Source organism: Streptomyces sp. x-19 (assembly GCF_046549115.1).
Lineage (GTDB): Bacteria > Actinomycetota > Actinomycetes > Streptomycetales > Streptomycetaceae > Streptomyces > Streptomyces albulus_C.
In genome coordinates, this window is the sequence record NZ_JAJPWK010000002.1 from 842,061 (window position 1) to 868,035 (window position 25,975).

Below are 25,975 nucleotides of genomic sequence, written 5' to 3' on the forward strand. Positions count from 1 at the left end.
ACCGGTGCGCCTATGGTTGCTCCAGCACTCCCACCCTGCCCCTCGAAGGACAGAGATGCCCGCCAACAAGTCCGGTCCAGCCCCCAAAAAGAAGAGAGGGCGGCGAGGCCGCCTCGTCGCCCTCACGGTCGTGCTGCTGCTCGTGGCGGGCATCGGCTTCGGCGCGTACTGGGGCGTCAGCACCGTGCGCGCCTCCTTCCCGGAAACCACGGGATCGCTCAAACTTCCGGGCCTGACCGACCCGGTGGACGTCGTCCGTGACGCCAACGGCATTCCGCAGATCTACGCCGACACCGACGAGGACCTCTTCCGCGCCCAGGGCTACGTGCAGGCGCAGGACCGCTTCTGGGAGATGGACGTCCGCCGCCACATGACGGCCGGCCGGCTCTCCGAGATGTTCGGCAAGAGCCAGATCAAGACGGACGAGTTCCTGCGCACCCTCGGGTGGCACGAGGTGGCGCAGAAGGAATACGACACCAAGCTCTCGGCCAGCACGAAGAAATACCTTCAGGCGTACTCCGCCGGTGTCAACGCCTACCTCAAGGACCACCAGGGTTCGGCGCTCTCCCTGGAGTACGCCGCGCTCGGTTTCACCAACGACTACAAGCCCGCGCCCTGGACCCCGGTCGACTCGGTGGCCTGGCTCAAGGCGATGGCCTGGGACCTGCGCGGCAACATGAAGGAAGAGATCGACCGGTCCCTGATGACCAGTCGGTTCACCCCGCAGCAGATCGCCCAGCTGTACCCGGAGTACCCGTACCAGCGGAACCGGCCGATCGTCGACGGCGGCAGCGTCGACCCGGCCACCAAGGAGTTCGACCCCAAGGGCGACAGCAACGCCGGCACCAACAGCGGCACGGGTACGGGAACGGGCACCGGCACGGGGACCGGTACGGGCACGGGGACCGGTACGGGCACCGGGACCACGCGCAACGCCACCGCCGGCGTCCAGGCGCAGCTCTCCTCGCTCTCCAAGACCCTCGGACAGGTCCCGGCGCTGCTCGGCCCCAACGGCAACGGCATCGGCTCCAATTCCTGGGTCGTCTCCGGGGAGCACACCACCACCGGCAAGCCGCTGCTCGCCAACGACCCGCACCTGGCTCCGCAGATGCCCTCGCTCTGGTACCAGATGGGCCTGCACTGCCGCACCATCGGTCCCAAGTGCAACTACAACGTGGCCGGCTTCACCTTCTCCGGGATGCCCGGCGTCATCATCGGCCACAACCAGGACATCTCCTGGGGCATGACCAACCTGGGCGCTGACGTCACCGACCTCTACCTGGAGAAGATCAACGCCGACGGCTATCTCTACGACGGCAAGCAGAAGCCGTTCCTCACCCGCCAGGAGACCATCAAGGTCGCCGGCGGCGAGAGCCGCAAGATCACCGTCCGGTCCACCAACAACGGTCCGATCGTCTCTGACCGCGACGACGAGCTGGCCGGCGTCGGCAAGGACGCCCCGGTCACCAACGGCGCCCCCGACCGCGGCGACGGCTACGCCGTCTCCCTGCGCTGGACCGCGCTGACCCCCGGCAAGTCCATGGACGCCGTCTTCGAGCTCAACCGCGCCAAGGACTGGACCAGCTTCCGCAAGGCCGCGGCCGACTTCGAGGTCCCCTCGCAGAACCTCATCTACGCCGACACCAAGGGCAACATCGGCTACCAGGCCCCCGGCACCATCCCGATCCGCGGGAAGGGCGACGGCACCTACCCGGCGCCCGGCTGGGACCCGGCCTACCAGTGGAAGGGCACCATCCCGCAGAGCGCCCTGCCCTACGAGTACAACCCCAAGCGCGGTTTCATCGTCACCGCCAACCAGGCCGTCACCAACGCCAAGTACCCGTACCTGATCACCAAGGACTGGGGCTACGGCGCCCGCAGTCAGCGGATCACCGACCTGATCGAGTCCAAGATCAAGGACGGCGGCAAGGTCTCCACCGACGACATGCAGTCGTTCCAGACGGACAACAGCAGCGAGATCGCCCGGCTGCTGACGCCCTACCTGACGAAGATCGACATCAAGGACAAGTACGTCCGCGACGCCCAGCAGCTGCTCAACGGCTGGGACTTCACCCAGGAGCCGGACTCCGCCGCGGCCGCCTACTTCAACGCGGTCTGGCGCAACACCCTCAAGCTCGCCTTCGGCAACAAGATGCCCAAGGAGCTGCGGGTCCAGGGCCAGTGCCTCTACGTCCGCCCGGCCAGCGACACCGGCCCGGCCGACGACCAGGACAAGCTGGTCCGCGAGTGCGGCGAGCGGTCCGGTGACACCGCCCAGCCCGACGGCGGCGACCGTTGGTACGAGGTCGTCCGGAACATCCTCGACGACCCGAACAACGCCTGGTGGCACACCGAGGACCGGCCCGGCCACCCCGGCCTGAAGAACCGCGACCAGCTCCTCGCCCAGGCCATGAAGGACGCCCGCTACGAGCTGACGTCCAAGCTGGGCAAGAACATCGACAACTGGGCCTGGGGCCGCCTGCACCAGATGGACCTCACCAACCAGACCCTTGGCAAGGAGGGCCCGGGCTTCCTCCAGAGCCTGCTCAACCGCGGGCCGTGGAACCTCGGCGGCGGTGAGGCCGCGGTCGACGCCACTGGCTGGAACGCCGCCGGCGGCTACAAGGTCACCTGGGTCCCGTCCATGCGGATGGTGGTCAACCTCGCCGACCTCGACAAGTCCCGCTGGATAAACCTCACCGGCGCCTCCGGGCACGCCTACGAAGCCCACTACTACGACCAGACCGACAAGTGGGCCAAGGGCGAGCTGCTGCCCTGGGCGTTCAGCGAGGACGCGGTGAAGAAGGCCGGGAAGGACACCCTGACCCTGTCGCCGTAACGGACGGCGGAAGCACCACCGCATCGGGCGGGCCGGACACCTCCGGCCCGCCCGACGGCGTTTCACGTGAAACACCGTCCCGCGGGGCTCCGGTCAGCGCCGGAAGCGGTGCACCCCCGACGGGGTCACCGCGGCGTGCACCCGGCGGTCGTGCGGCTCGGCGGGGACCGCGTCCACCACCTCGTCGTCGTAGAGCAGCACCACCAGCGCCGTCCGCCGGTCGGACCGCTCCAGCCGGGCCAGCACCCGGTCGTAGGAGCCGCCGCCCCGGCCCAGTCGCAACCCGGTCCGGTCCACCGCCAGCCCCGGCAGCAGCACCACGTCCGCCCCCGTCACCGCCTCCGGAGTCAGCCGCGGCCCGTCCGGCTCCCGCAGCCCCCAGGCCGCGGGCACCAGATGCTCGGGGCCCTCGTACACGGCCCAGTCCAGATCGTTGTCCGGCAGCAGCACCGGGAGCAGCACCCGCACCCCGGCCGTCCGCAGCGCGTCGAGCAGGGCCCGGGTGTCCGGCTCTCCGCCGATCGACACGTACGCGGCAACGGTCGGCGCGGCTGGTTCGGGGCCCCCGGCATCCGCCGCCGGAGCCGCCGCCCGCAGCTCGTCCAGCTCCCGCACCCGCCGGGCCAGCGCGGCGCCCCGGGCCGCGACGACATCGGTCGGCAACGCTCTCCTCACCTCCTGGAGATCCCGCCGCAACCTGCGCTTTTCCTCGTGCTCAACGCTCATCGTGGGCCTCGCTCGGGCTCTCATGATCTCTTAACCGGACGCTCATCATCGGTCCGTGCGGGCCGGTTAGGGTGGCGCGCATGACCCCATCGCATGCACGGATCAGCAAGGCTGTCATCCCGGCAGCAGGGCTCGGCACCCGGTTCCTGCCGGCGACCAAGGCCACGCCCAAGGAAATGCTGCCGGTCGTCGACAAGCCCGCCATCCAGTACGTGGTGGAGGAAGCGGCCGGGGCCGGACTCACCGACGTCCTCATGGTGACCGGTCGGAACAAACGCCCGCTGGAGGACCACTTCGACCGCAACTACGAGCTGGAAGAGGCCCTGCACCGCAAGGGCGACGGGTCCCGGCTCGCCAAGGTCCAGGAGTCCAGCGACCTGGCCACCATCCACTACGTCCGCCAGGGCAACCCCAAGGGCCTCGGCCATGCCGTGCTCTGCGCCGCGCCGCACGTCGGCGACCAGCCCTTCGCGGTCCTCCTCGGCGACGACCTCATCGACCCCCGCGACCCCCTGCTGCGCCGGATGATCGAGGTCCGCGAGGAGCACGGGGGATCGGTTATCGCCTTGATGGAGGTGGATCCGGCCAACATCCACCTCTACGGCTGCGCGGCCGCCGCTCCCACCGGCGACGACGACGTGGTCACCGTCTCCGACCTGATCGAGAAGCCCGAACCGGCCGAGGCGCCCAGCAACCTCGCGATCATCGGCCGCTACATCCTCGACCCCGCCGTCTTCGAGGTGCTGCGCAAGACCGACCCCGGCCGCGGCGGCGAGATCCAGCTCACCGACGCCCTCCAGGTACTGGCCGCCCACCCCGAACTGGGCGGCCCGGTGCACGGCGTGGTCTTCAAGGGCCGCCGCTATGACACCGGCGACCGCGGTGACTACCTGCGTGCCATTGTCAGACTGGCATGCGAACGTGAGGACCTGGGCCCCGACTTCCGGGCCTGGCTGCGCAGTTACGTCACCGAGGAGATGTAGGACGTTGAACGGCACCACCGATCAGGCCCACCACTCTGACCGCGTCTGGTCGGTGGCCGAGCACCTCGACGACATCCTGGCCAAGCTCCAGCTGCCGGCCCCGGTCAGCCGGCAACTCCTCGACGCCCAGGGCTGCGTCCTCGCCGAGGACCTCACCGTGCCGCTGCCGCTGCCGCCGTTCGACAACAGCTCCATGGACGGCTACGCGGTCCGCGCCGCCGACGTCGCCGCCGCCACCGAAGGCTCCCCGGTCACCCTCACCGTCATCGGCGACGTCGCCGCAGGCAGCGGGGAGCTCCCCACCGTCGAGCCCGGCCACGCCGCCCGCATCATGACCGGCGCCCCGGTGCCGCCAGGCGCCGACGCGGTGGTCCCCGTCGAGTGGACCGACGGCGGCACCGGCCAGGGGCCGGCCGCCACCATGCGCGCCCACAGCCACGCTCCGCAGGACGCCGGCGGCGAGGTCCGGGTGCACCGGCCGGCCGCCGCCGGCGCCCACGTCCGCCGGGCCGGCAGCGACGCCCGGACCGGTGAGCCGGCCCTGTCCGCCGGCACCGTCCTCGGCCCCACCCAGCTCGGCCTGCTCGCCGCCCTCGGCCTGGACACCGTCATGGTCCACCGCCGCCCCCGGGTCGTGGTGCTCTCCACCGGCAGCGAACTGGTCCAGCCCGGCGAGCCGTTGGGCCCCGGTCAGATCCACGACTCCAACAGCTTCCAGCTCACCGCCGCCGCCCGCGCGGCCGGCGCGATCGCCTACCGCGTCGGCGCCGTCGCCGACGACGCGAAGACGCTGCGCGCCACCCTGGAGGACCAGTACGCCCGCGCCGACGTCCTGGTCACCAGCGGCGGCGTCAGCGTCGGCGCCTACGACGTGGTCAAGGAGACCCTGGCCGGCCTCGGCACCGACGAGGGCCGGGTCGAGTTCCGCAAGCTCGCCATGCAGCCCGGCAAGCCGCAGGGCTTCGGCCTGATCGGGCCCGACCGCATCCCGCTGCTCGCCCTGCCCGGCAACCCGGTCAGCTCCTACGTCTCCTTCGAACTGTTCGTCCGCCCGGTCATCCGCACACTCATGGGCCACCCCGAGGTGCACCGCCGCCCCGTCCCCGCCCGCGTCACCGCGTCGCTCGGCTCCTCGCCCCGCGGCAAGCGGCAGTTCCTGCGCGGCGCCCACGACCCGGTGGCCGGCACGGTCACCCCCGTCGGCGGCACCGGCTCCCACCTCATCAAGGCCATGGCGCACGCCGACGCCCTGATCGTCATCCCCGAGGACACCACCGAAGTGCCCGCCGACGCCGTCGTGGACGTCGTCCCGCTCGGTCCCTGCTGACCCGCCCGCCCCGGGCGGGCGGAAGCGGGCGGCCCGTAGCGAATGCCCTTCGGGGCCCAGCGGTACGGTGTCGTCCCACAAGCGGCAGTATGGACCGGGAGAACGATGAGCAGCGGCCAGCAACACCTCACCCACATCGACGCGGCCGGCGCGGCCCGCATGGTCGACGTCTCCGAGAAGGACGTCACCGCCCGCACCGCCCGGGCCCGCGGCCGCGTGCTGGTCGCGCCGCGCGTCGTCGAGCTGTTGCGCGGCGAGGGCGTCCCGAAGGGCGACGCCCTCGCCACCGCCCGCATCGCCGGCATCCTGGGCGCCAAGCGCACCCCGGACCTGATCCCGCTGTGCCACCCGCTGGCGGTCTCCGGCGTCACCGTGGACCTCGTGGTCGCCGATGACGCCGTCGAGATCACCGCGACGGTCAAGACCACCGACCGCACCGGCGTCGAGATGGAGGCGCTGACCGCGGTCTCGGTCGCGGCGCTCACCGTCGTCGACATGGTCAAGGCGGTCGACAAGGCCGCGGTCATCTCCGACATCCGCGTCGAGGAGAAGACCGGCGGCAAGTCCGGCGACTGGCGGCGGCCGTGAACCCCGCCCGCGCCCTGGTCGTCACCGCCTCCAACCGCGCCGCCGCCGGCGTCTACGCGGACAAGGGCGGCCCGCTGCTCGCCGAGGGCCTGACCGCCATGGGATTCGCCGTCGACGGCCCCCAGGTGGTGCCCGACGGCGACCCGGTGGAGGCCGCCCTGCGCGCCGCCGTCGCCGCCGGCTACGACGTCGTCCTCACCACCGGCGGCACCGGCATCTCGCCCACCGACCGCACCCCCGAGGCCACCCGCCGGGTCCTCGACTACGACGTCCTCGGCATCCCGGAGGCGATCCGCGCCGCCGGCCGCGCCAAGGTCCCCACCGCGGCCCTCTCCCGCGGTCTGGCGGGCGTCGCCGGCCGCACCCTGATCGTCAACCTCCCCGGCTCGACCGGTGGCGTGCGCGACGGCCTGGCCGTGCTCGCCGAGATCCTCCCGCACGCCGTCGACCAGATCCGCGGCGGCGACCATCCCAGACCTTCCGGGAGCCCCAGCTGAACACGCCCTGGCCGGTGGTCCTGAGGGACGGAGACGTTTCCCTCCGCCCCATAAAGCTGCGCGACCAACGCCCCTGGCGCGAGGTCAACCGCCGCAACCGCGACTGGCTGCGCCCCTGGGAGGCGACGGTCCCGCCGCCCCCGCCGGGCGTCCCGGTGCCGCACCGCCCCACCTTCCGGCAGATGATCCGTCACCTCAGGGCCGAGGCGCACGCCGGTCGGATGCTGCCGTTCGTCGTCGAATACCGCGGTCGCCTCGTCGGACAACTCACCGTCGCCGGCATCACCTGGGGCTCGATGTGCTCGGGCCATATCGGTTACTGGGTCGACCAGGAAGTCGCCGGCCGCGGGGTCATGCCGACCGCCGTGGCGCTCGCCGTCGACCACTGTTTCCGCAGCGTCGGACTGCACCGCATCGAGGTCTGCATTCGGCCGGAAAACGTCCCCAGTCGACGCGTGGTGGAGAAACTCGGCTTCCGCGAGGAGGGTCTCCGCCCGCGCTACCTCCACATCGACGGCGCCTGGCGTGACCACGCGGTCTTCGCGCTGACCGCGGAGGAAGTGCCGGAAGGGCTACTCGCCCGCTGGCGGAGCCAGCGACCCGGCACCTCCGGCCGCCCCGACGCATCCCACAAATGAAAAACCTGTTCGAATTAATCGGTGGCCGACACTGCATTCACCACAACTTCATCGCAACAATCACAAAAAAAGTTCGAGATATCAGCCAGATCGTGCGACACACCGGCTCAATTGGCGGATGGCCCCACGGAAACCCCTCTACCGTGTGAGTTGTGAGAAGCAGCGGCCTCATCTACGCAGTCATCGTCGGGGCCTGGGCCGCCTATTTGGTGCCGATGTGGCTCCGTAGGCAGGACGAGCTCAACGAGGCCCGTCCCACCGAGCGCTTCAGCACGGCCATCCGGCTCCTGTCGGGGCGCGCAGCCATGCAGCGCCGCTACGACAAGGCGCACGGGGCGTGCCCCGCCGACGATGCGGCCGAGGAGCAGGAACCGGACGCCACGGACGACCCGGCCGGCGCCCGGTCCTTCGGCGACCCCGCACCGGCCCCGGCGCCCCCGGACGACATGCCCACCCGCGCCCACGCCGCGCCCCTGCGCCCCTCCCTGGCCGAGCGCACCAAGCGCGCGAAGGTGCTGGCCCGCCGCCGGCGCACCATCACCGTCCTGTTCTTCGGCTTCACCGCCGGTGCCATCGCCGCGGCCGTCGGCGGGCTGCCCTTCTTCTGGGCCCCCGCCCTCCCCGCCGTGCTGCTGACCGCCTACATCGTGTACCTGCGCGCCCAGGAGCGCCGCCGCTTCACCTTCACCATGGACCAGCGCAAGGCGGAGGCGGCAGCACGACGACTGCGGGAGGGTCGCCCCCGCCCTCACCAGGCGGCCGACCAGCCGCCCGCCGCCGACCACCAGCCCGACGTCCGCGCTGACGCCGCCGAGGCCGCCCCCGAGCCGTCCCGCCCGGCGCCGCCCCCGCACGCCACCGGTGCCCGCGCCCTCGTCGAGGAGACCGACCACGCCGAGTGGGTCGACCAGCAGCGCGAGCGCCGGCGGCCGGCCGCCGGCAGCTGGGAGCCCGTCCCGGTCCCACTGCCCACCTACGTGACCGCCCCGGTCGCCCCGCGCGCCACCAGCCACGTCGACCTGGACGCCGACGACGCCTGGAGCTCCGCCCGTTCCAGCTCCGTCCCCGAGCGCCCGCGCCCCGACGCCTCGCAGGACCGCCCCACCCACCCGGGCCGCCGCGCCCGCGGTCGCACCCCCCTCTTCGACCAGTACGAGGACGAGGACCGGCCGCGCGCGGCGAACGAGTGAGGTCCCCCCACTGACCAGCGCCGGAAGCGATTTCCGAGCACGGCGAACGAGATGCTAGAGTTTCACTCGTCGCAAGGGCCTGTGGCGCAGCTGGTAGCGCACCTCGTTCGCAACGAGGGGGTCAGGGGTTCGAGTCCCCTCAGGTCCACTGCACAGTGAAGCCCTCACCGGGAAGCCGGTGGGGGCTTTTGCGTGGGGTGTGGCGAGGTGTTGTGAGGGGGAGCCGCGGGGCTGGGCGGGGGCTTGGGTGGCTGTCTCCTGGGCCTTCCTGTCCGGTGCGTGGATGTGAAGGGGTGTCACGCAGGGGTGGGGGGGGGGGTGCCGCGGGGGAGTCCTCGTCTCCGTTTCGGCCCGTAGGGGTGGTCGGGCGAGGTACGGGGCGATGCTCGGCGTCGGGCCCCTGGGTGGGTCGACTTGCCAGGCTCCAGGGTGAACGGGGCGGATCACATGGGGCGGTGGAGGGGCTGATCGACATCCAGTCGGAGCCGTGAACCCGCAGGCCAAGGTCATGATCATTTGAAATCGCGGGTGGCGCGGGTGGTGCCGGCGGGGGCGGTGCCCGTCATCGGGCGTGGACAACCGCAGCCGCAGGGGCTCAGGTAGGCGCATACTGTGCGCAATGACAAAGCCTGCTGCACCGAAGCGCCATTTGCCCACCAGTCCCTTCAAGGCCCCGGTCGCGCCGGCGCCGAAGGACTTTGCCACGGGCGACCAGGTCACACACGACATGTACGGCCTCGGCCGGGTGGTCGGCGTCGAGGAGGGAGTTGCGGCACTCGTGGATTTCGGCTCGACGCAAATGCGGATCTTGAGCCCGTACGCCAAGATGACCAAGTTGTAGGCATGCCGAGGCCCTTCGGGGACCTGGAGCGCAAGGGAGATCTCTCATCGAGCTGACGTCGCTGTTCTCAGCCCCGGAAGGGCAAACTCGTTGTTCCGCTGCGGCAGCACCGCCCCCGACGACGAACCCCTTCCAGGCCCCGGACTTCGGGGAAGACGAGACCTTCCTCTTCGAGGAGGGCACGGGGCCCGCCTCGTAACGCCTGCGGGGTGCGCCCGGCGAGCCTCGTGCCGATGGTTCGCCGCGAGGGGGCCAGGGGGGCGAATTCCCCCAGGTCCACCGCACTGCACAGTGAAGCCCCCACCGGGGATGCCCGGTGGGGGCTTTTGTGTGGGGTGGGGCGTTGGTGACGGGGTGTGGGTCAGGGGGCGAGGCGGGTGAGGGCGTTGAGGGCGGTGGTGGGGCCGTCTTCGGTGGTGAGGTGGTGGGCGGCGGCGCGGGCGCGGGTGCGGAGGTTCGGGGCGGTGGTGGCCTCGGTGAGGGCGGCGGCGAGTCGGGTGACGGCGTCGTCGGGGGAGGCGGCCCGGGTGAGGGCGGTGACGGGGAGGGCGGGGGTGGCGGCGCCCAGGGCGGCCAGGCGGGCGGCCCAGAAGGGTTGGTCGGCGGTGAACGGGACGGGGACGGACGGGATGCCGGCGCGGAGCGCGGCGGCGGAGGTGCCGGCGCCGCAGTGGTGGACGGCGGCGGCGACGCGGGGGAAGAGGAGGGCGTGCGGGACCGGGGTGGGGACCGTGAGGACGTCGTCGGCGGGGGAGTCGGCGGCGGTCAGGCCCGCGTTGCCGGACAGCAGGAGGCCGCGCAGGCCGGCGCGGCGCAGGGCGCGCACCGCGACGCAGCTCAGGCGTTCGGCGTCGGCGGCGGCCATGCTGCCGAAGCCGATGGAGACCGGGGGCGGGCCGGCGGCGAGGAAGTCCTCGACGGCGGGCGGGAGCCGGGCGTCCGGTGCGAGGTGGGGCCACCAGTAGCCGGTGATGTCGAGGCCGGGGCGCCAGTCCGCGGGGCGGGGGACGACGAGTTCGCTGAAGCCGTGCAGGACGGGCCAGTTGGCGGCCTCGGTGCGGCGGCGGACCGTGCCGGGGGTGGCGGGCGGCAGGCCCAGGCGGGTGCGCAGGGCACGGGCGGCGTCGGTGTGGAGGCGGTCCACGACGCGTAGGGAGAGGCGGCCGGCGGCGCGGTTGCCCCAGCCGCCGAGCCGCCGGCCGCCGCTGAGGACGGGGGAGAAGGCGCGGGTCGGCGCGGTGGGGACGAGGTAGGCGCCGACGGTCGGGATGTCCAGGGCCTCGGCGACGTGCCAGCCGAGTGGGGCCGTGGTGGTGGACAGCAGCAGCAGTTCGGTGTCCGGGGTGACGGCGTCGGCCAGGCCGGTGCCGAGTTGTGCGACGAAGGTGGCGGCGCGGCGCATCAGGGCGCGGTGGGTGGTGGGGGTGCCCGGGGCGTCATGGTCGGCGCGGTGGGCCGGGGTGGCGCCGGGGTCGCCGGGCAGGCTGCGGAAGTCCAGGCCGGCCGCGCGGACCAGGGGGGCGTGGCTGTCGTGGGTGGCGAGGGTGACCTGGTGGCCGGCGGCCCGGAGGCGGGCGCCGAGGCCGGTGTACGGGGCGACGTCGCCGTGCGAGCCGGCGGCGGTGAGCAGGATGTTCATGGGGCGGCCTCGGGGCGGGTGGGGGCGGGGCCGGTCGCGGGGTCGGCGTCGGGGGCCGGGGGCGACTGGCGGACCGCGTTGGCGTGGACGGCGGTGCGCAGGTACGGGGCGAGGCCCGGGCGCTGTTCGGTGGGCGGGACGAGCAGGGCGAAGGCGCGGGGGTCGGTGGCGAAGTCGTCGGCGATCCGGCCGTGCATGTCGGTGGGGCAGGGGGTGAACCAGCGGGTGAGGTGGCGGCGGTGTTCCTCGGCGAGGTCCATGGCGCGTTCGCCGTCGGCCGGTTCGCCGGCGTCGAAGGCGGCGGTCAGTCGGGCCCGCCAGGCGGCGGCCTCGGCCATGAGTTGCGCCCAGTCGTCCTTGGTGTGGGTGGCGGCCCGGGCCATCGAGCGGCGGTAGCCGTCGCTGTCGTGCCACCTGCGGTCGGCGTCGGTGGCGTAGGTCAGGTCGAAGGCGATCTCGCCGAAGACCTCGAAGCGTTCCTGCGGGGTCAGTCGGACGCCGGTCTGCTGCACCTCCATGGCCTGCTCGGCGACCTCGACCAGGCGCGTCAGCCGGTGGATCTCCTCGGTGAGTCGGTGGTGCCGGGCGCGGAGCTGGGTGAGGGCGTTGGCCTGGGGGTCGGCGAGGATCGTGGCGATCTCGTCGAGGGGGAAGCCGAGCTCCCGGTAGAAGAGGATCTGTTGGAGCCGGGCGAGGTCGGCGTCGCTGTAGAGGCGGTAGCCGGCGGGGCTGCGGTCGCTGGGGCGCAGCAGGCCGGTCCGGTCGTAGTGGTGCAGGGTGCGGACGGTGACCCCGGCGAAGGCGGAGACCTGGCCTACCGGGTATCCCATGGGGGTGCCTTTCGCTGGTGGGTGGGGTGGTGCGACGGGGGTGGCGCTGCACGCGGCGTGGTTCAAGGGTGTGGCCTGACGTGACGTGAGGGTCAAGGGGAGGGGTGTGGGCGGTGTCGGTATGTGAGAGGGGGGCGTCGGATCGGCGGGACCGCCGTTACATTTGTCGGGAAACAGCTATTCGCTCGTGTGTGCGCATCCTGTACGAGCTTGTGTGCACAGCGTGCACGTGGTGCGCAGCCCGTCCGCCCGTCCGCCGCTGCCCGAGGATTTCGTGAGACCAGCAATCCCCACCGCCCGAGCCGCCTGGGCCGTCGGCGCCGCGCTGCTCGCCGTGCTGCTCGCGGGGCTGCTCGGTGCGGTGCTCACGGGGTGCGGCGGGCCGTCCCCGCTGCTGCGGGACGAGGGGCCGCCGGTGGCGCCGTCCGCCCCGGCGCGCAGCGGCCCGGTCTACGCGGCGGGTGAGGCCGGGCAGCCGTTGCAGCGCCCGGACGCGCTCCCGCTGGGCGACACCGCGCGGCTGACCGGGCTGCGCTGGAAGTCGTGGGGCGGGCCGACCGCGGTGGCGGCCGGCGGGCTGGTCGGGGACTGGTGCGCGCCGCAGTGCGTGCGCACGCCGTACGAGGTGACGGTCACCTTGAGCGGACTGCAGAGACAGCGGGGGTTCGCGTACTACGCCAGCGCCGGGGTGGTCGCACCCGAGGTGCACGGCGCGAAGGCCGCCGAGCTGGGGCGGGTGAGCCTGCACCTGCCCGACGTCGAATAGCTCGGACGGTCCGACGTCGGGCCCGGGGCCGGGCGGCGGGCGGTGTGCCCGCGCAACGGGACCGGGGGACGAACGGAACGGAGAAGGGAACGGATGGGGCTGCGCGCCAAGATCGGTATCGCGATCTCCGCCACCGCGGCGGTGGTGGCGGTGCTCGTCGGGGTGCTCGTCCACCACCGCACCGTCAACGCCCAGCTCGACCTGTCCGGGCACACCCTCGACAGCCGGTTGCAGACCACCGTTCAGGACCGGGCCGCCGGCATCGACACCGGGCGGGGGCTGATCAACCCCAAGGACCTGCCGGGCCCGCTGCGGGCCCTGGTGGAGGGCGGTCGGCGGGGCGTCTACCTGGAGCTGGGCGGCCGTACGCCGTACCTGTGGGCGGCGACGAAGCTGGGGCCGGACATCGTCGCGCTCAAGCGTCCCTACGACCGGGAGCAGCAGACCGTCCGGGCGCTGGACCGGATGCTGTGGGTGGCCGGGGCGGCCGGGACGGGGCTGGGCTGCGTGGTCGGGCTGCTGGTCGCGCACCGGCTCGGGCGGCGGCTGACCGCCTCGGCGGCGACCGCGCAGCGGATCGCGGAGGGCGATCTGGGCGCCCGGTTGCCGCGCACCGGGAACGACGAGATCGCGCAGCTCACCGCGGCGGTGAACACCATGGCGGAGGCGCTGGCGGGCCGGTTGCGGGCGGAGCGCGACGTCACCGCGAACATCGCCCATGAACTGCGGACCCCGGTCGCCGGCCTGGTCACCGCGGCCGGGCTGCTGCCGCCGTCGCGGCCCGCCGAGATGGTGCAGGAGCGGGCCGCGCGGGTGCGCGGGCTGATGGAGGACGTGTTGGAGGTGGCCCGGCTGGACGCCCGCACGGAGGAGGCGGACCGGGAGGTGCGTCCGCTGGGGGAGCTGGTGCGGCGGGCGGTCTCGGCGTCCGGTCAGGCCGGTGGCCAGGGGGCCGGGGCCCGGGCCGGCGGTGGCACGGCCGGGCGGGGCGCTTCGGAGCCGGACCGGGCGGCGGCCGGTCCGGGGTCCGTGGACGGGGCGGTCCGGGTGCGGGTGCTGGCCGACGGGCTGGTGGAGACCGATCCGCGGCGGGTCGAGCGGATCCTGGTCAATCTGATCAGCAATGCCCGGCGGCACGGCGCGGAGCCGGTGACGGTCGAGGTCGACGGCGGGCTGATACGGGTGCGGGACGCCGGGCCGGGCTTCCCGGAGGCGCTGTTGGCGCACGGTCCGCAGCGGTTCCGCACGAGCGGCGGCCGGGGCGGTCCGGGGCTGGGCCTCGGGCTGACCATCGCCGCGGGTCAGGCCCGGGTGCTGGGCGCCGGGCTGCGCTTCGCCAACCCGTCCGCGGGCGGTGCGCAGGCCACCGTCGACCTGCGGGGGGCGCTGTGCCCGGTGGGGGACGACGGTGCCGGGGAGACCGGAGCGGGCGGGGCCGCGGACGGGCGGTGAGCCGGGGCGGCCGCCGCGGACGTCCGCACCGTCCGCCCCCCCGTGGCGGCCCGTCCGGCCCGCCGGCTCACGCGTCCGGGAAGCGGTCCTCCAGGACGGAGTTCAGCAGGGCCCGGACGTCCTCGCGGTCCAGGCCCTCGGCCCGGGCGCGCTCCATCCAGGCGCGCAGTTCCTCGCGCAGCACGGCGTCGGCCGCGGAGTCGGGGCGGGCCAGGGTGCGGCTGACGAACGTGCCGAGCCCGGGCCGCGGCTCGACCAGGCCCTCGCGCTCCAGCTCGCGGTACGCCTTGAGCGTGGTGTTCGGGTTGACCTTGGTCGAGGCGGCGACCTGTGCGGCCGTGGGCAGCCGGTCGCCCTCGACCAGGACGCCCAGCCGCAGCGCCTGCTGGACCTGCTGGACGATCTGGAGGTAGGTGGCGACGCCGCTGCGGCGGTCGATCCGGAACTCGACGGCGCTCACCACCTCTCTGCCTCTGTGCTTGTTTCGGTGCGGCGGGTGCGGCCGGTTGGTCCGTGGGGGCCGGGCCGGCCGACCGCTTGATGATCGGGCCGTCCGCGGCGGGTGTCAAAGCGTCCCCCGCGGCGCGGCCGGTCCCGTTTCAGAGCGGCCGCCGGGTCGCCCGCCACACGACGAACGCCAGCACCAGGGCGGTCAGCGCCAGCAGGATGCCCGCGCCGAGCCACTGCATCCCCGGCATCTGGTCGAAGTTGTAGTACTGGGTGACGTGGTTGACGATGCCCTTGGAGGCTCGGCATGCCTCGGGCTTGGCGTCGCCGACGCAGGTGCTGAAGCCGAAGAGCCGGCCGTCGGCGGTGGCCACCCAGTCGTCCATCTGGATCGCGCCGCGGGGCACGCCGGGGCTCTCGCCGTTGACCGGGTAGGTGAGGTCGTGCAGCGTGCCGAGCTTGGGCCGCACCTTGTCGCTCCAGATGACGTTCACCACCACCACGGTGAACGCGGTGGCCACCATTGCCGGGATCATCCGCTTGATGAGCTTGCCGAGGGCGATGCCGCAGGCGGTGAGGAACAGGGTCTTGGCGACCAGCACGGGGCCGGTGGCGTCGAACGGGCCGCTGTTGAGCCAGTCGCCGCTGACGATCAGCTCGTGGCCGGGAAACCAGAGCCACCGGAAGACCAGCGACAGCAGGAGCGTGCAGGCCGCCACGAGCGTCAGGGGCACGGCGAGCGTGCTGGCGAGCCAGCGGCTGCGGCTCACGGACTGGGTGGTGACCAGTTGGAGGGTGCCGCGCTCCAGCTCGGAGGAGATCAGCGGGGCACCGAGGAAGGCGGCGACGATCAGCGGCACGGCCTCCAGGAACTGGATGTCGGCCTCGAACGTCCCGCCGAAGCGGATGCGGAAGTCGTCCCCTGAGGAGTCGAGGCCGGCGGTCTTGGTGCCGAGGTACTCCATCAGGCCGATCCGCTGGTACGAGAAGAGCGCACAGGCGGCGAGGGTGACGAGGATGCCGGTGAGCAGCGCGGCGCGGTGCCGGCGCCAGACCAGCCAGACGGTGCCGCGCAGCGGGCCGGAGGCGGTGCCGGCGACCGTGCCCGCCTCGGGGGTGGTGGTGGTGCTCATGCCGCGGTCTCCTTCAGGGCCTCGTCCATGATCAGGGCGGGTGCGTCCGGGGAGCGCATGCAGGCCAGCAGGATCTCCTCCAGGCTGGGCGGCATGGCGTCCCAAGGCGTGTCTCCGGGGGCCCCGGAGTGGGTGGGCAGCGGCCCCTCGGGGCGGATCAGGGCGCTGAACTGCCGTCCGCTGACGCGGGATTCGACGATCGTGTGCCGCTCGGTCAGCTCCGCGGGCACCCGGTCGTCGACGGCCCGTCCGGTCACCAGCATGTGGGCCGGCACCAGGGCTTCGGTCGGGCCGGCCATCCGCAGCCGTCCGCCGGCCAGCACGAGGAGGTAGTCACACATCTCCTCGACCTCGGCCAGCATGTGGGAGGACATCAGGACGGTGGTGCCGTGCTCGGCGACCTCGGCCATCAGGAGCCCGGACAGCTCGTCGCGGGCCAGCGGGTCCAGGTCGGACATCGGCTCGTCGAGGAGTAGCAGCTCGGGGCGCTTGCCGAAGGCGACGGCGAAGGCGACGCGGGTGCGCTGGCCGCCGGAGAGGGTGCCCACCCGGGCGTCGAGCGGCACGTTGCCGGAGCGGACGATGCGCTCGGCCACCGCCTGGTCCCAGCGCGGGTTCAGCTCGCGGCCGAGCCGGAGCGTCTCGGCGACCGTGAAGCGCGGGTAGAGCGGCTTGTTCTGCGCGAGGTAGGCGACGCGCTTGAGGACGGCGGGGTTGCTGACCGGGACGCCGCACATCCGCAGGGTGCCGGCGGACGGCTCGACCAGGCGGGCCGCGATGTTCAGGAAGGTGCTCTTGCCGGCGCCGTTGGGACCGACCATGGCGCAGACGCGCCCGGCCGGGAGCCGGAAGGAGCACTCCTGGAGCGCCCACCGTCGGCGGTACTGCTTCCCCAGGTCCTCGGCCTCGATCGCCCAGGGGCTCGGGTCGTGCATGGTGGATCCCCCCTTTAGCTAGTTAATTAGTGGAATGAGTATGGGGAGAGGGTGGCGTGCATGTCAAAGCGCAAGGGGCCCGGCGGCGGCCGGTGGTGCTCCGGACGGTGCGGCTACGCGTCCCCGACCAGCGGTTTCGCCATGCAGCGGCTCGATTCGTACGTCCGGAAGTAGCCGAACTTCTCGACGAACGCGTAGCCGCTGGACGCGTACAGGGCGAGTGCCTCGGGCTGCTCGATGCCGGTCTCCAGCACCATCCGGGTGCGGCCCGCGGCCCGGGCGTCGGCTTCGAGCGCGGCCAGGATCCGTCGGGCCAGGCCGCGGCCGCGGGCCGTCGGCACCACGAACATCCGCTTGATCTCGGCGTCGCCGGTGGCGTGCCCGGAGGCGGTGTCGTCCTGGACCCGCCAGCCGCCGGTGGCCAGCGGCCGGCCGTCCTCGTAGGCGATCAGGTACAGGCCGTGCGGCGGCAGGAACATCTCCGGCGCCAGCGGGGTCACGTCCCCGTCGCCGCCGTACCGCCGGACGTACTCCTGCTGGACCTCTTCGTCGAGCCGGAGCGCGTCGGGATGGTCATAGCGGACGGGGCGTATCTCCATTCCACGAAGCGTACGGAAGCGACGGGCGGGGCGGAAGCGGCGGATTGGACGGATTGGACGGGTGGGCGGGGTGGCCGAGGAGGTGCGGTGACGCCCCTCCTGGCCTGCGGAAACGTGAGGCGCCCCCACCGGGAGAGGGGATTCCGGGCGGGGGCGTCGTCGTGTTCTCTGCCCTCAGACGTGCGTCCGCTTCGCCAGCGCGACGAGGCCGGCGAACGCCTGGGGGGTGAGGTGCAGGTGCGGGCCGCCCGGGTCCTTGGAGTCGCGAACGGGGACCGTGCCGCGGGTGGCGGCGAGGTTGGTGGCGACCTCGATGCAGTCGCCGCCGTTGTTGCTGTAGGAGGACGTGAACCAGCGGGGAGAAGTCGTCACGGGGAGCCCTTTCGTACCTGCTCGATCATGGCCACCGATGCCGCCTGGGACATAGCTTCGGCCTGTAGCTGATGGTAAGCGTTCAGCACAGGCACCACGGAGGCGCTGTCTCGGTCGAGATTTCCTTGCGCTTGCGATTCCGCATAGCAGATCACGGAGCGGTCCGGCAGTGTCAGCAAGTTGACTGGCAGGTCAAAGGTCCGGCGCTCTCCTATCCCGTAAGGAGCCACCTGCAACAGTGTGTTGGGCAACCCGGCGAACTCAACCAGGTGCGCTAACTGATCGTCCATCACCCGAGACCCACCGATGGGTCGGCGAATGCAGCTTTCATCCATGGTCACAAACATCATGGGGGGTCGATGTCGCCTCAGTGCCGCTTGCCGGTCTGCCAGGAACGAGACGCGTTCCTCCGCCTGTTCGGGCGTGATGGCACCCCGTCGCATGGCGCTCTCTGCCAGGACGCGGGCGTACTCAGGCGTCTGCAACAAGCCTGGGATGATCCCGATGTTGTACAGGCGGATCTCTACTGCCCGGCCCTCGTATTTGACGTACTCCGGGAAGCCTTCCAACAAGCCGCCGTGCGTGATCTCGCGGCACTGGCGCTCGAAGGAGTCCCTTGCGCCCTGGCTGCCGAAGGCTCTGTCTGCGCTACGCGAGAAACGGAGGGTTGGAGGCTTCCGACCGTTTTCGACGGCTGAAACGTGGACGCTGGAATAGTCCATGCGTTGAGCGAGGTCATCTTGCGTCCAGCCGCGCGACTCTCGGGCGCTGCGTAAATGCGCTCCGTAGGCCGCCTGTGGTGAGGAATCCGGGTTCAACTCGTTCTTGTTCAAGGGGTGTTCGACGACCTTCCGTCCCGTGGTGACAAGTTGAATGCTCCCCAGGCGCGGTCCACTCTGAACCTCCCCAGTAGCGACACCGCTACGGAGAGCAAGGAGGGCTTGATGGCCAGTCCTGTTCGTACGCCCTACTCGGCGTGCGCTGAGGAAGGAACGAAGTTTGATGCCGCGTTGCGGGAGGTGGGGATCGACGCTCCGCCCTGCACGGTGTCCGTGACGGAGGACGAGGGCGTCACGGTGTCCCGGGTGGCGCCGCCGTTGCTCACGCCCAGTCAGACCGCCCGGTTGGCACGGATCGTGCGGGCGGCGCGGGCGGGTGACGGGCGGCCGGACGACCTCAGTGCGCGCAACGCGGAGCGGACCAGGCGGGCGTTGGGGCCGAACGCGGGCAAGCGGACCGACGGGAGCGGTAGGCCGTGCAGCGCCTCCTAGGGCGCCTGCTCGCAGCTCAGCGGGGTGCCGCGCCGCGGTCGGACCCAGTGGGTGACGACGTGCCGGTGCGTTGCCCGGTCGGCCGGCACGACATGACGATCTGGGCCCCCGCGGTGTACCGGTGCGACGAGCACGGCGTGACGCTCGTCGTCCACTCCCCGCCCCTGAAGACTCCCGACGTACGACAGCGACCGGAGGAAGACCCCTTGTTCATGAATCTCAGCGCCGACGGTGGCGACAGGCTTCCCGGCGAGCCGTACCCCGGCCCCCACCAGCCGCCGACGCCCGACGGCGGCCCCGGTGTCCCCAACCCGCCCAAGGCCGACTGAAGATGACCGACGCACACCAGGAGCGCCCCAGTCGGACCGGGCTGGGGCGTGCCCTCATGTCCGCCGGCGCCCTCTCCTCCGACTGGGCCCCCGCCTACGCCGCCGTGCCCCGCGCCGCGTTCCTGCCCGATCTCATGTGGCCGTGGGACATGCGGGTCGGCGCGAGCGTGCCCGTCTCCCGGGCGGACGATCCGGAAGCCTGGCGCGCCTGCGCGGACGCCGACTGCCCGATCGTGACGCAGTGGGACGACGGCGAGCACACCGGCACCGCGCCCGGACGGGTCGCCACCAGTTCGGCGTCGATGCCGTCGGTGGTGTTCCGCATGCTCCGGGACCTCGATGTGCGCCCCGGCCACCGCGTCCTGGAGATCGGGACCGGCACCGGCTGGAACGCGGGTCTGCTGGCGCACCGGGTCGGGCCGGAGAACGTGGTCACGATGGAGGTCGACGGGGCCGTCGCCACCGCCGCGCGGGCGGCACTGGGGCGGTTCGGCACCCCGGTCGAGGTCGTGCACGGGGACGGCTTCGAGGGGCACCCGGCGGGCGCGCCCTACGACCGCGTCGTGGCGACCTGCGGCCTGCGGGCCGTCCCGTACGCGTGGGTGGCGCAGTGCCGGCCGGGCGGGGTCGTCGTGGTCCCCTGGGGCACCCACTTCGGCAACGGGGACGCGGTGGCCCGGCTGGTCGTGAGCGACGACGGGCGGAGCGCGTCCGGTCGGTTCACCGGGCCCGTGGAGTTCATGAAGCTGCGGGCGCAACGCCTGCCGCCGGTCGTCCACCGGGACTACGTGCCGGGGAGCGTGGCCGACGGTGACGAGACCGCCACGTCCGTCGCGGAGGACGCGTTCGTCGGGGGGCCGTTCGACGCCCTGTGCTTCGTCCTGGGGCTGCGCGTGCCGCGCTGCCTTCAGGTCGTCGGGGAGAAACGGGACGGTGCGCGGCCGGTCTGGCTGTACGGGCTGGGGGACCGGTCGTGGGCCTGCGTGCAGTTCCGGGAGGGCCGGGCCGCGCGGGTCTGGCAGCACGGGGACCGTCGGCTCTGGGACGAGGCGGAGGCCGCCTACCGGTGGTGGACGGCGCGCGGCCGGCCCGGGCACGACCGCTTCGGGCTGACCGTCGAGGCCGACGGCGCGCGGGCGTGGCTGGAGCGCCCGGCGGATTCCTGGCGGCTTTGACGCCGCCTCCGGGAGGCGTGGCGGCCGGCGGTCGGCCGCGGTGGACGGGTCGGACGCGGCCGGTGCGGCGCCGGGTAGGGTGCCGGGATGCTGACCGTGACCTCTGTGAACGTGAACGGGCTGCGGGCCGCGGCCAAGAAGGGCTTCGTGCCGTGGCTGGCCGGGACCGACGCCGATGTGCTGTGCCTCCAGGAGGTGCGGGCCGAGACGGCCCAGCTGCCGGCGGAGGTGCGGGAGCCGGCGGGCTGGCACGTGGTGCACGCGCCGGCCGCCGCCAAGGGCCGGGCCGGCGTCTCGCTCTACACGCGGCGGGAGACGGAGCGGGTGCAGGTGGGCTTCGGGTCGGCGGAGTTCGACGACAGCGGCCGGTACGTGGAGGCCGACCTGCCGGGCGTGACGGTGGCCAGCCTGTACCTGCCCGCCGGCGAGGTCGGCACCGAGCGGCAGGAAGAGAAGGAACGCTTCATGGCGGAGTTCCTGCCGTACCTGGTCGGGCTGCGGGAGCGGGCGGCGGCGGCCGGCCGCGAGGTCCTCGTCTGCGGCGACTGGAACATCGCCCACCAGGAGGCCGACCTGAAGAACTGGAAGGCCAACCAGAAGAAGTCCGGCTTCCTGCCGGAGGAGCGGTCCTGGCTGTCCGCCGTGCTGGACGCGGAGCAGGGCGGCTACGTGGACGTCGTCCGGGCCCTGCACCCGGAGGGCGAGGGGCCGTACTCGTGGTGGTCCTACCGCGGGCGTGCCTTCGACAACGACGCGGGGTGGCGCATCGACTACCACGTGTCCACGCCCGGGCTGGCGGCCCGCGCGGTCAAGGCGTACGTGGAGCGGGCGGACAGCTACGACCAGCGGTGGAGCGACCACGCACCGGTGACGGTGGCGTACGGGGCGTAGTCCCACCCGCGCCGTTCGCGGAGCCGGCCTTCCGGGGGTTCAGTCCTCCCGGGGGGCCGGCTGTTCGTGCGCGGCCTCCTGGGCGTCGGGGGAGCGTGGAGCGGGCGCCCCGCCGGTCAGCAGGCTCTCCAGCTCCGTGCGGATGCGGCGGTCCATGGCCATGGAGAGTTCGGCGTCGACGACGCCCTTGGCGAGCGGGCGGAGGTTCTCGACGCTCTCGGTGGCGCGGGGCAGGTCCTGGAGCGTGGGGACCAGGTGGGTGCGGATGAGGGTGGTGAAGATGTCGGCGAGGGCGTCGGCGTGCGCGCGGACCCGGCCGCCGGCCTCCAGCACCGCGGCCAGCGGGACGCCCTGGGCGATGAGGCTGGTGGAGACGTCCAGCAGGCGCCGGCTGATGTGCACGAACTCGTCGCCGTCCACGGCCAGATAGCCCAGGGCCAGGGAGGCGGTGAGGTTCTCCGGGGTGACCTCGCCGCTGAAGTGGTCGGCCAGTTCCTCGGGGGTGAGGCGGACCGGGGTCTCCTCGGACCAGGGGGAGAGCAGCGGGCTGGGCAGGCCGAGGAGTTCGCCGACGTCGCGGCCGGTCTCGAAGGCGGTGAGGAGTTCGGCGATCCCGCCGAGGGTGTGGCCGCGCTCCAGGAGGGCGGCGATGGTGCGCAGGCGGGCGAGGTGGTGCTCGTTGTACCAGGCGATCCGGCCTTCGCGGCGGGGCGCCGGGATGAGCTTGCGCTCGCGGTAGAAGCGCAGGGTGCGGACGGTGATGCCGGCTTCCCTGGCGAGGTCCGCCATCCGGAACTCGCGTTCCTTCGCGGGGTCTTCGGGCGTCGCGGGCGGGGTGTCCGCCGCGTTGTCGCGGGGGCCCGCGTTGCTGGGGGTCTGCGCTGCCGCCTGATCTGCCACGGGGTCAGCCTATGCGGGACGGGTCCGCCGGGGCTGTGAGGTGACCGGAGGTAACTTCCTGCCGCCGGACCCCTACCGCTCAGTACGGGACTGCCTTACGCTCCAACCGTGCCAATCGTGCCAGTGATTGCTGGCGCGATTGGGGGACGGTGGAGCGTCGATGCGAGAGGTGGCGGCATGGCCGACGACGGGCAGCGGCACGTGCGGGTGGCGGTGATCGGATCGGGGTTCGGCGGCCTGGGCGCCGCCGTACGGCTGCGGCGGGCCGGGATCACCGACTTCGTGGTCCTGGAACGGGCGGACTCGGTGGGCGGCGCCTGGCGGGACAACACCTATCCGGGGTGCGCCTGCGACGTGCCCTCGCACCTGTACTCGTTCTCGTTCGCACCCAACCCGGCGTGGCCGCGCAACTTCAGCGGCCAGCGCCACATCCGGGCGTACCTGGAGCGGGTGGCGGACACGTTCGGGCTGCGGCCGCACCTCCGCTTCAACGCCGAGGTGCGCCAACTGACCTGGAACGGCGAGAAGGTGTGGTGGGAGGTCGAGACCGCGCAAGGGGCGTTCACCGCCGACGTGGTGGTGTCGGCGGCCGGTCCGCTCGCCGACCCGCAGATCCCCGACGTGCCCGGGCTGGCGGACTTCCCCGGCAAGGTCTTCCACTCGGCGCGCTGGGACCACGACTACGACCTGCGCGGCAAGCGGGTCGCCATGATCGGCACCGGGGCCTCGGCGATCCAGATCGTGCCGGCGATCCAGCCCGAGGTGGGGCGGCTGACGGTGTTCCAGCGGACCCCGCCGTGGGTGATCCCGCGGGCCGACCGGCGGATCAGCGGGGTCGAGCGGTGGCTGCACACCAAGGTGCCGGCCACCCGGCAGATGCGCCGCCAACTGCTGTGGACCATCCGCGAGTTGCAGGTCAGCGCGTTCACCAAGCGGCCCAACGAACTGGGGCTGGTCGAGACCCTCGCCAAGGCCCACATGCGCCGGGCGGTCAAGGACCCGGCGCTCCAGGCCCGGCTGACCCCCGACTACCGCATCGGCTGCAAGCGGATCCTGCTGTCCAACACCTGGTACCCGGCGCTGACCCGGCCCAACGTGGACGTGGTGTCGTCCGGGCTGCGCGAGATCCGGGGCAACGTCCTCGTCGCGGCGGACGGCAGCGAGGTCGAGGCGGACGCGATCGTCTTCGGGACCGGCTTCCACGTCACCGACATGCCGATCGCGAAGCGGGTCACCGGGGTCGGGGGCACCACCCTGGCGGAGGAGTGGAAGGACGGCATGGAGGGGCTGCGCGGCACCAGCGCGACCGGCTTCCCCAACTTCCTCACCATCATCGGGCCCAACACCGGCCTGGGGAACAGCTCGATGATCCTGATGATCGAGGCGCAGCTGAACTACCTCGTCGACTACATGCGCCAACTCGACGTGCTCGGCGACCGGATCGCCCTGGACGCCCGCCGGTCCGCGGTGGACGCATGGACCCGCACCGTCCAGCAGCGGATGACCCGCACGGTCTGGAACACCGGCGGCTGCGACAGCTGGTACCTGGACGCCAACGGGCGCAACACCACCGCCTGGCCCGGCACCACCGCCGAGTTCCGCCGCCAGACCCGGCAGGTGGACCTCGCCGAGTACGAGGTGATCCGGCCACCCCGCACGGAACCGGACGACGCACCGGCCCGGACCCGCACCGGCCGGGCGGCCACCGAGGAGGTGGCGGCATGAAGCAGCCCGCGCACCTCACCCAGGGCCGCTACGCCCCGCCGGTGCCCCGCAGGACGCTGGACGTCACCTCCGCCGACGGGTCCCGGCTGTACGCCGAGGTCCACGGGCCCGAGGGCGCCCCGACGGTGGTCCTGTCGCACGGCTGGACCTGCTCGACCGCCTTCTGGGCGCCGGTCGTCCGGGAACTGGCCGACACCCACCAGGTGGTGGTCTACGACCAGCGGGGGCACGGGCGCAGCCCGGCCGTCCCGCCCGCCGGCCACAGCACCCGCGCGCTCGCCGACGACCTGGTCGCCGTCCTGGAACAGACCCTCGCGCCCGGGGAGCGGGCCGTCATCGGCGGGCACTCCATGGGCGGCATGACGATCATGGCGGCCGCCGAACGGCCGGAGCTGCGCGCCCGCGCCGCGGCGGCCCTGCTGTGCAGCACCGGCAGCGCCGACCTGGCGTCCGAGGCCCGGGTGTTCCCGCTGCCCACCCCCGGTGGCCGGCGCCACGCGCACCGGCTGCTGCTGGGCTCCCGCGCCCCGCTCGGCCCGGTCTCGCCGCCCGCCAAGTGGGCCCTGCGGTACGCCACGATGGGCGCCGGGGCGAGCGCCGAGCAGATCGAGGCGTGCGCGCGGATCGTGCACGCCTGCCCGTCGGGCGTCCGCGCCCGTTGGGGCCACGTGCTGTACGAGCTGCAACTCACCCGCGGAGTAAGCCGGTTGGAGGTGCCGACCGCGGTCCTCGTGGGCACCGCGGACCGGCTCACCCCCGTCGTGCACGCCCGGCGCCTGGCCTCCGTCCTCCCGCAGTGCGCGGGGCTGACCGAACTGCCCGGCCTCGGGCACATGACCCCGATCGAGGACCCGGACGCGGTCGCCGGGTGCCTGCGGGACCTCGTCCGCGACCATCTGGCCACCGCCCCGACCCCCCGGGGCGGGCGTCCGGCCCGGCAGAAGAAGGAGAAGACGGCGTGAACGGAAGCAAGCTCGACGGGCAGGTCGTGGTCGTCACCGGCGCGGCGCGCGGGGTCGGGGCACTGCTGGCGCGCAAGCTGTCCGCGCGCGGCGCGACCCTGGCACTGGTCGGCCTGGAGCCGGACGAACTGCGCGAGGTCGCCGCCTCGTTGCACGGCCCGGCCCACCACTGGCACGCCGACGTCACCGACCACGAGGCGATGGCCGAGGTCGCCGAGCAGGTCAAGGTCCGCTTCGGCAAGGTCGACGTGGTGGTCGCCAACGCCGGGGTGGCGACCGGCGGCCCGTTCGTGCACTCCGATCCGGTGGCCTGGCGGCGGGTCATCGAGGTCAACCTGATCGGCAGCGCGGTCACCGCCCGGGCGTTCCTGCCGGTGCTGATGGAGTCCCGCGGCTACTTCCTCCAGATCGCCTCGCTCGCCGCGCTCACGCCGGCGCCGATGATGAGCGCGTACTGCGCCTCCAAGTCGGGCGTGGAAGCGTTCGCGCACAGCCTGCGCGCGGAGGTCGGCTACAAGGGCGTCCGGGTCGGCGTCGGGTACCTGAGCTGGACCGACACCGACATGGTGCGCGGCGCCGACCGGGAGGACCTGATGCGGGAGTTGCGCGCGCGACTGCCCTGGCCGTCCAACAAGACCTATCCGCTGGGCCCGGCCGTGGACCGCCTCGTGGCCGGCATCGAGCGCCGTTCCGCGCACGTCTACGGGCAGTGGTGGCTGCGTGGGATGCAGTCGGTGCGGGGCCATCTGCCGTCGCTCATCGGGACGGTGGGGCAGCGCGAGATGCGGCGGTTCGGGGACCGCCTCGACGGGTTCCGGCCCGGGCTGGTCGGCGCGGGCGGCGAGGCGGACGAGAAGGCCCGGCTGAACGGGTAGCGGGGGCGGGCGGGGCCGCTCCGACCTGCGGACGGCCACGGAGAG

Annotated in this window: 27 protein-coding genes and 1 tRNA gene; 18 read left to right on the forward strand and 10 right to left on the reverse strand. The window is 72.9% G+C overall.

From position 1 onward, the window contains the following. The first annotated feature begins 55 nt into the window (after positions 1-55). Complete coding sequence (locus tag ACLJT4_RS08405) at positions 56-2,839, forward strand: penicillin acylase family protein (RefSeq protein WP_411121647.1); 2,784 nt, start codon at positions 56-58, stop codon at positions 2,837-2,839. 93 nt (positions 2,840-2,932) lie between these two features. Here the strand turns inward: ACLJT4_RS08405 and ACLJT4_RS08410 are convergent, their stop codons facing one another. After that, complete coding sequence (locus tag ACLJT4_RS08410; protein ID WP_411121648.1) at positions 2,933-3,565, reverse strand: 5-formyltetrahydrofolate cyclo-ligase; 633 nt, start codon at positions 3,563-3,565, stop codon at positions 2,933-2,935. Positions 3,566-3,645: 80 nt separating this feature from the next. Between ACLJT4_RS08410 and galU the strand changes: the two genes are divergently transcribed. From galU to ACLJT4_RS08450, 8 genes are all read left to right on the forward strand, one after another. After that, complete coding sequence (galU, locus tag ACLJT4_RS08415; protein WP_233658696.1) at positions 3,646-4,548, forward strand: UTP--glucose-1-phosphate uridylyltransferase GalU; 903 nt, start codon at positions 3,646-3,648, stop codon at positions 4,546-4,548. A gap of 4 nt (positions 4,549-4,552) precedes the next feature. Then, positions 4,553-5,875 carry a gephyrin-like molybdotransferase Glp gene (glp, locus tag ACLJT4_RS08420; RefSeq protein WP_411121649.1) on the forward strand — a complete coding sequence of 441 codons (1,323 nt, stop codon included), beginning with the start codon at positions 4,553-4,555 and terminating at the stop codon, positions 5,873-5,875. A gap of 105 nt (positions 5,876-5,980) precedes the next feature. Then, positions 5,981-6,463: a cyclic pyranopterin monophosphate synthase MoaC gene (gene moaC, locus ACLJT4_RS08425; protein WP_016573203.1), complete on the forward strand. Its 483-nt coding sequence runs from the start codon at positions 5,981-5,983 to the stop codon at positions 6,461-6,463. Then, the gene (locus tag ACLJT4_RS08430) at positions 6,460-6,960 is read left to right on the forward strand and encodes a molybdenum cofactor biosynthesis protein B (RefSeq protein WP_411121650.1); all 501 of its coding nucleotides are present in this window, start codon (positions 6,460-6,462) and stop codon (positions 6,958-6,960) included. Before moaC ends, ACLJT4_RS08430 begins: the two co-directional genes overlap by 4 nt. After that, on the forward strand, positions 6,957-7,598 hold the full coding sequence (locus ACLJT4_RS08435; protein ID WP_411121706.1) for a GNAT family N-acetyltransferase: 642 nt from the start codon (positions 6,957-6,959) through the stop codon (positions 7,596-7,598). The genes ACLJT4_RS08430 and ACLJT4_RS08435 overlap by 4 nt, the downstream gene beginning before the upstream one ends. A gap of 152 nt (positions 7,599-7,750) precedes the next feature. Further along, the gene (gene glpR / locus ACLJT4_RS08440) at positions 7,751-8,788 is read left to right on the forward strand and encodes a gephyrin-like molybdotransferase receptor GlpR (RefSeq protein ID WP_411121651.1); all 1,038 of its coding nucleotides are present in this window, start codon (positions 7,751-7,753) and stop codon (positions 8,786-8,788) included. 75 nt (positions 8,789-8,863) lie between these two features. Beyond that, positions 8,864-8,936, forward strand: a tRNA-Ala gene (locus ACLJT4_RS08445). Between the two features lie 471 nt (positions 8,937-9,407). Further along, positions 9,408-9,629 carry a hypothetical protein gene (locus tag ACLJT4_RS08450; protein ID WP_037632354.1) on the forward strand — a complete coding sequence of 74 codons (222 nt, stop codon included), beginning with the start codon at positions 9,408-9,410 and terminating at the stop codon, positions 9,627-9,629. A 361-nt stretch (positions 9,630-9,990) separates the two neighbouring features. On the opposite strand, the gene ACLJT4_RS08455 is transcribed toward ACLJT4_RS08450, so the two are convergent. Both ACLJT4_RS08455 and ACLJT4_RS08460 read right to left on the reverse strand, forming a co-directional pair. Further along, positions 9,991-11,268 (reverse strand): glycosyltransferase, encoded by a 1,278-nt coding sequence (locus tag ACLJT4_RS08455; RefSeq protein ID WP_411121652.1) that lies wholly within the window; start codon positions 11,266-11,268, stop codon positions 9,991-9,993. After that, positions 11,265-12,098, reverse strand: coding sequence for a MerR family transcriptional regulator (locus ACLJT4_RS08460; protein ID WP_411121653.1), 834 nt, complete (start codon positions 12,096-12,098; stop codon positions 11,265-11,267). Before ACLJT4_RS08460 ends, ACLJT4_RS08455 begins: the two co-directional genes overlap by 4 nt. Before the next feature lie 274 nt (positions 12,099-12,372). Between ACLJT4_RS08460 and ACLJT4_RS08465 the strand changes: the two genes are divergently transcribed. Continuing rightward, a complete protein-coding gene (locus ACLJT4_RS08465) occupies positions 12,373-12,864 on the forward strand; it encodes a hypothetical protein (RefSeq protein WP_411121654.1) in 492 nt (163 codons plus the stop codon). 93 nt (positions 12,865-12,957) lie between these two features. Continuing rightward, positions 12,958-14,316, forward strand: a complete 1,359-nt coding sequence (locus ACLJT4_RS08470; RefSeq protein WP_411121655.1) for an ATP-binding protein — start codon at positions 12,958-12,960, stop codon at positions 14,314-14,316. Positions 14,317-14,383: 67 nt separating this feature from the next. On the opposite strand, the gene ACLJT4_RS08475 is transcribed toward ACLJT4_RS08470, so the two are convergent. From ACLJT4_RS08475 to ACLJT4_RS08500, 6 genes are all read right to left on the reverse strand, one after another. Continuing rightward, positions 14,384-14,779, reverse strand: coding sequence for a GntR family transcriptional regulator (locus tag ACLJT4_RS08475; protein ID WP_411121656.1), 396 nt, complete (start codon positions 14,777-14,779; stop codon positions 14,384-14,386). Positions 14,780-14,915: 136 nt separating this feature from the next. Next, complete coding sequence (locus ACLJT4_RS08480) at positions 14,916-15,896, reverse strand: ABC transporter permease (RefSeq protein ID WP_411121657.1); 981 nt, start codon at positions 15,894-15,896, stop codon at positions 14,916-14,918. After that, on the reverse strand, positions 15,893-16,831 hold the full coding sequence (locus ACLJT4_RS08485; protein ID WP_411121658.1) for an ABC transporter ATP-binding protein: 939 nt from the start codon (positions 16,829-16,831) through the stop codon (positions 15,893-15,895). The genes ACLJT4_RS08480 and ACLJT4_RS08485 overlap by 4 nt, the downstream gene beginning before the upstream one ends. A 113-nt stretch (positions 16,832-16,944) precedes the next feature. After that, positions 16,945-17,430, reverse strand: a complete 486-nt coding sequence (locus tag ACLJT4_RS08490) for a GNAT family N-acetyltransferase (protein ID WP_411121659.1) — start codon at positions 17,428-17,430, stop codon at positions 16,945-16,947. 174 nt (positions 17,431-17,604) lie between these two features. Continuing rightward, positions 17,605-17,802 carry a DUF397 domain-containing protein gene (locus ACLJT4_RS08495; protein ID WP_331249928.1) on the reverse strand — a complete coding sequence of 66 codons (198 nt, stop codon included), beginning with the start codon at positions 17,800-17,802 and terminating at the stop codon, positions 17,605-17,607. Beyond that, a complete protein-coding gene (locus tag ACLJT4_RS08500; RefSeq protein ID WP_411121660.1) occupies positions 17,799-18,635 on the reverse strand; it encodes a helix-turn-helix domain-containing protein in 837 nt (278 codons plus the stop codon). Before ACLJT4_RS08500 ends, ACLJT4_RS08495 begins: the two co-directional genes overlap by 4 nt. A 111-nt stretch (positions 18,636-18,746) precedes the next feature. On the opposite strand from ACLJT4_RS08500, the gene ACLJT4_RS08505 reads away from it, so the two are divergent. From ACLJT4_RS08505 to ACLJT4_RS08520, 4 genes are all read left to right on the forward strand, one after another. Then, positions 18,747-19,073 (forward strand): hypothetical protein, encoded by a 327-nt coding sequence (locus ACLJT4_RS08505; protein ID WP_411121661.1) that lies wholly within the window; start codon positions 18,747-18,749, stop codon positions 19,071-19,073. A 59-nt stretch (positions 19,074-19,132) separates the two neighbouring features. Continuing rightward, positions 19,133-19,402 (forward strand): hypothetical protein, encoded by a 270-nt coding sequence (locus ACLJT4_RS08510; protein WP_411121662.1) that lies wholly within the window; start codon positions 19,133-19,135, stop codon positions 19,400-19,402. A gap of 2 nt (positions 19,403-19,404) precedes the next feature. Beyond that, the gene (locus ACLJT4_RS08515; protein ID WP_411121663.1) at positions 19,405-20,577 is read left to right on the forward strand and encodes a methyltransferase domain-containing protein; all 1,173 of its coding nucleotides are present in this window, start codon (positions 19,405-19,407) and stop codon (positions 20,575-20,577) included. Positions 20,578-20,664: 87 nt separating this feature from the next. Beyond that, positions 20,665-21,468: an exodeoxyribonuclease III gene (locus ACLJT4_RS08520; protein WP_411121664.1), complete on the forward strand. Its 804-nt coding sequence runs from the start codon at positions 20,665-20,667 to the stop codon at positions 21,466-21,468. Between the two features lie 39 nt (positions 21,469-21,507). On the opposite strand, the gene ACLJT4_RS08525 is transcribed toward ACLJT4_RS08520, so the two are convergent. Continuing rightward, the gene (locus tag ACLJT4_RS08525) at positions 21,508-22,257 is read right to left on the reverse strand and encodes a MerR family transcriptional regulator (RefSeq protein ID WP_411121707.1); all 750 of its coding nucleotides are present in this window, start codon (positions 22,255-22,257) and stop codon (positions 21,508-21,510) included. A 288-nt stretch (positions 22,258-22,545) separates the two neighbouring features. Between ACLJT4_RS08525 and ACLJT4_RS08530 the strand changes: the two genes are divergently transcribed. From ACLJT4_RS08530 to ACLJT4_RS08540, 3 genes are read left to right on the forward strand one after another with little or no spacing between them, the layout of a single operon-like run. Further along, on the forward strand, positions 22,546-24,093 hold the full coding sequence (locus tag ACLJT4_RS08530) for a flavin-containing monooxygenase (RefSeq protein ID WP_411121665.1): 1,548 nt from the start codon (positions 22,546-22,548) through the stop codon (positions 24,091-24,093). Further along, positions 24,090-25,055: an alpha/beta fold hydrolase gene (locus ACLJT4_RS08535; protein ID WP_411121666.1), complete on the forward strand. Its 966-nt coding sequence runs from the start codon at positions 24,090-24,092 to the stop codon at positions 25,053-25,055. Before ACLJT4_RS08530 ends, ACLJT4_RS08535 begins: the two co-directional genes overlap by 4 nt. Next, on the forward strand, positions 25,052-25,930 hold the full coding sequence (locus tag ACLJT4_RS08540) for an SDR family oxidoreductase (protein WP_016570702.1): 879 nt from the start codon (positions 25,052-25,054) through the stop codon (positions 25,928-25,930). Before ACLJT4_RS08535 ends, ACLJT4_RS08540 begins: the two co-directional genes overlap by 4 nt. The last annotated feature ends 45 nt before the right edge of the window (positions 25,931-25,975 follow it).

What these genes read in the sequence shown, in the direction of transcription:
- ACLJT4_RS08530 (WP_411121665.1), top strand. Translation starts at nt 22,546, where the DNA reads ATGGCCGACGACGGGCAGCGGCACGTGCGGGTGGCGGTGATCGGATCG.
- ACLJT4_RS08525 (WP_411121707.1), bottom strand. Translation starts at nt 22,257, where the DNA reads ATGGCGGACCTCGCCAGGGAAGCCGGCATCACCGTCCGCACCCTGCGC.
- ACLJT4_RS08470 (WP_411121655.1), top strand. Translation starts at nt 12,958, where the DNA reads ATGGGGCTGCGCGCCAAGATCGGTATCGCGATCTCCGCCACCGCGGCG.
- ACLJT4_RS08410 (WP_411121648.1), bottom strand. Translation starts at nt 3,565, where the DNA reads ATGAGCGTTGAGCACGAGGAAAAGCGCAGGTTGCGGCGGGATCTCCAG.
- moaC (WP_016573203.1), top strand. Translation starts at nt 5,981, where the DNA reads ATGAGCAGCGGCCAGCAACACCTCACCCACATCGACGCGGCCGGCGCG.
- galU (WP_233658696.1), top strand. Translation starts at nt 3,646, where the DNA reads ATGACCCCATCGCATGCACGGATCAGCAAGGCTGTCATCCCGGCAGCA.
- ACLJT4_RS08455 (WP_411121652.1), bottom strand. Translation starts at nt 11,268, where the DNA reads ATGAACATCCTGCTCACCGCCGCCGGCTCGCACGGCGACGTCGCCCCG.
- ACLJT4_RS08535 (WP_411121666.1), top strand. Translation starts at nt 24,090, where the DNA reads ATGAAGCAGCCCGCGCACCTCACCCAGGGCCGCTACGCCCCGCCGGTG.
- ACLJT4_RS08490 (WP_411121659.1), bottom strand. Translation starts at nt 17,430, where the DNA reads ATGGAGATACGCCCCGTCCGCTATGACCATCCCGACGCGCTCCGGCTC.
- ACLJT4_RS08505 (WP_411121661.1), top strand. Translation starts at nt 18,747, where the DNA reads ATGGCCAGTCCTGTTCGTACGCCCTACTCGGCGTGCGCTGAGGAAGGA.
- ACLJT4_RS08405 (WP_411121647.1), top strand. Translation starts at nt 56, where the DNA reads ATGCCCGCCAACAAGTCCGGTCCAGCCCCCAAAAAGAAGAGAGGGCGG.
- ACLJT4_RS08480 (WP_411121657.1), bottom strand. Translation starts at nt 15,896, where the DNA reads ATGAGCACCACCACCACCCCCGAGGCGGGCACGGTCGCCGGCACCGCC.
- ACLJT4_RS08460 (WP_411121653.1), bottom strand. Translation starts at nt 12,098, where the DNA reads ATGGGATACCCGGTAGGCCAGGTCTCCGCCTTCGCCGGGGTCACCGTC.
- ACLJT4_RS08515 (WP_411121663.1), top strand. Translation starts at nt 19,405, where the DNA reads ATGACCGACGCACACCAGGAGCGCCCCAGTCGGACCGGGCTGGGGCGT.
- ACLJT4_RS08485 (WP_411121658.1), bottom strand. Translation starts at nt 16,831, where the DNA reads ATGCACGACCCGAGCCCCTGGGCGATCGAGGCCGAGGACCTGGGGAAG.
- ACLJT4_RS08450 (WP_037632354.1), top strand. Translation starts at nt 9,408, where the DNA reads ATGACAAAGCCTGCTGCACCGAAGCGCCATTTGCCCACCAGTCCCTTC.
- ACLJT4_RS08520 (WP_411121664.1), top strand. Translation starts at nt 20,665, where the DNA reads ATGCTGACCGTGACCTCTGTGAACGTGAACGGGCTGCGGGCCGCGGCC.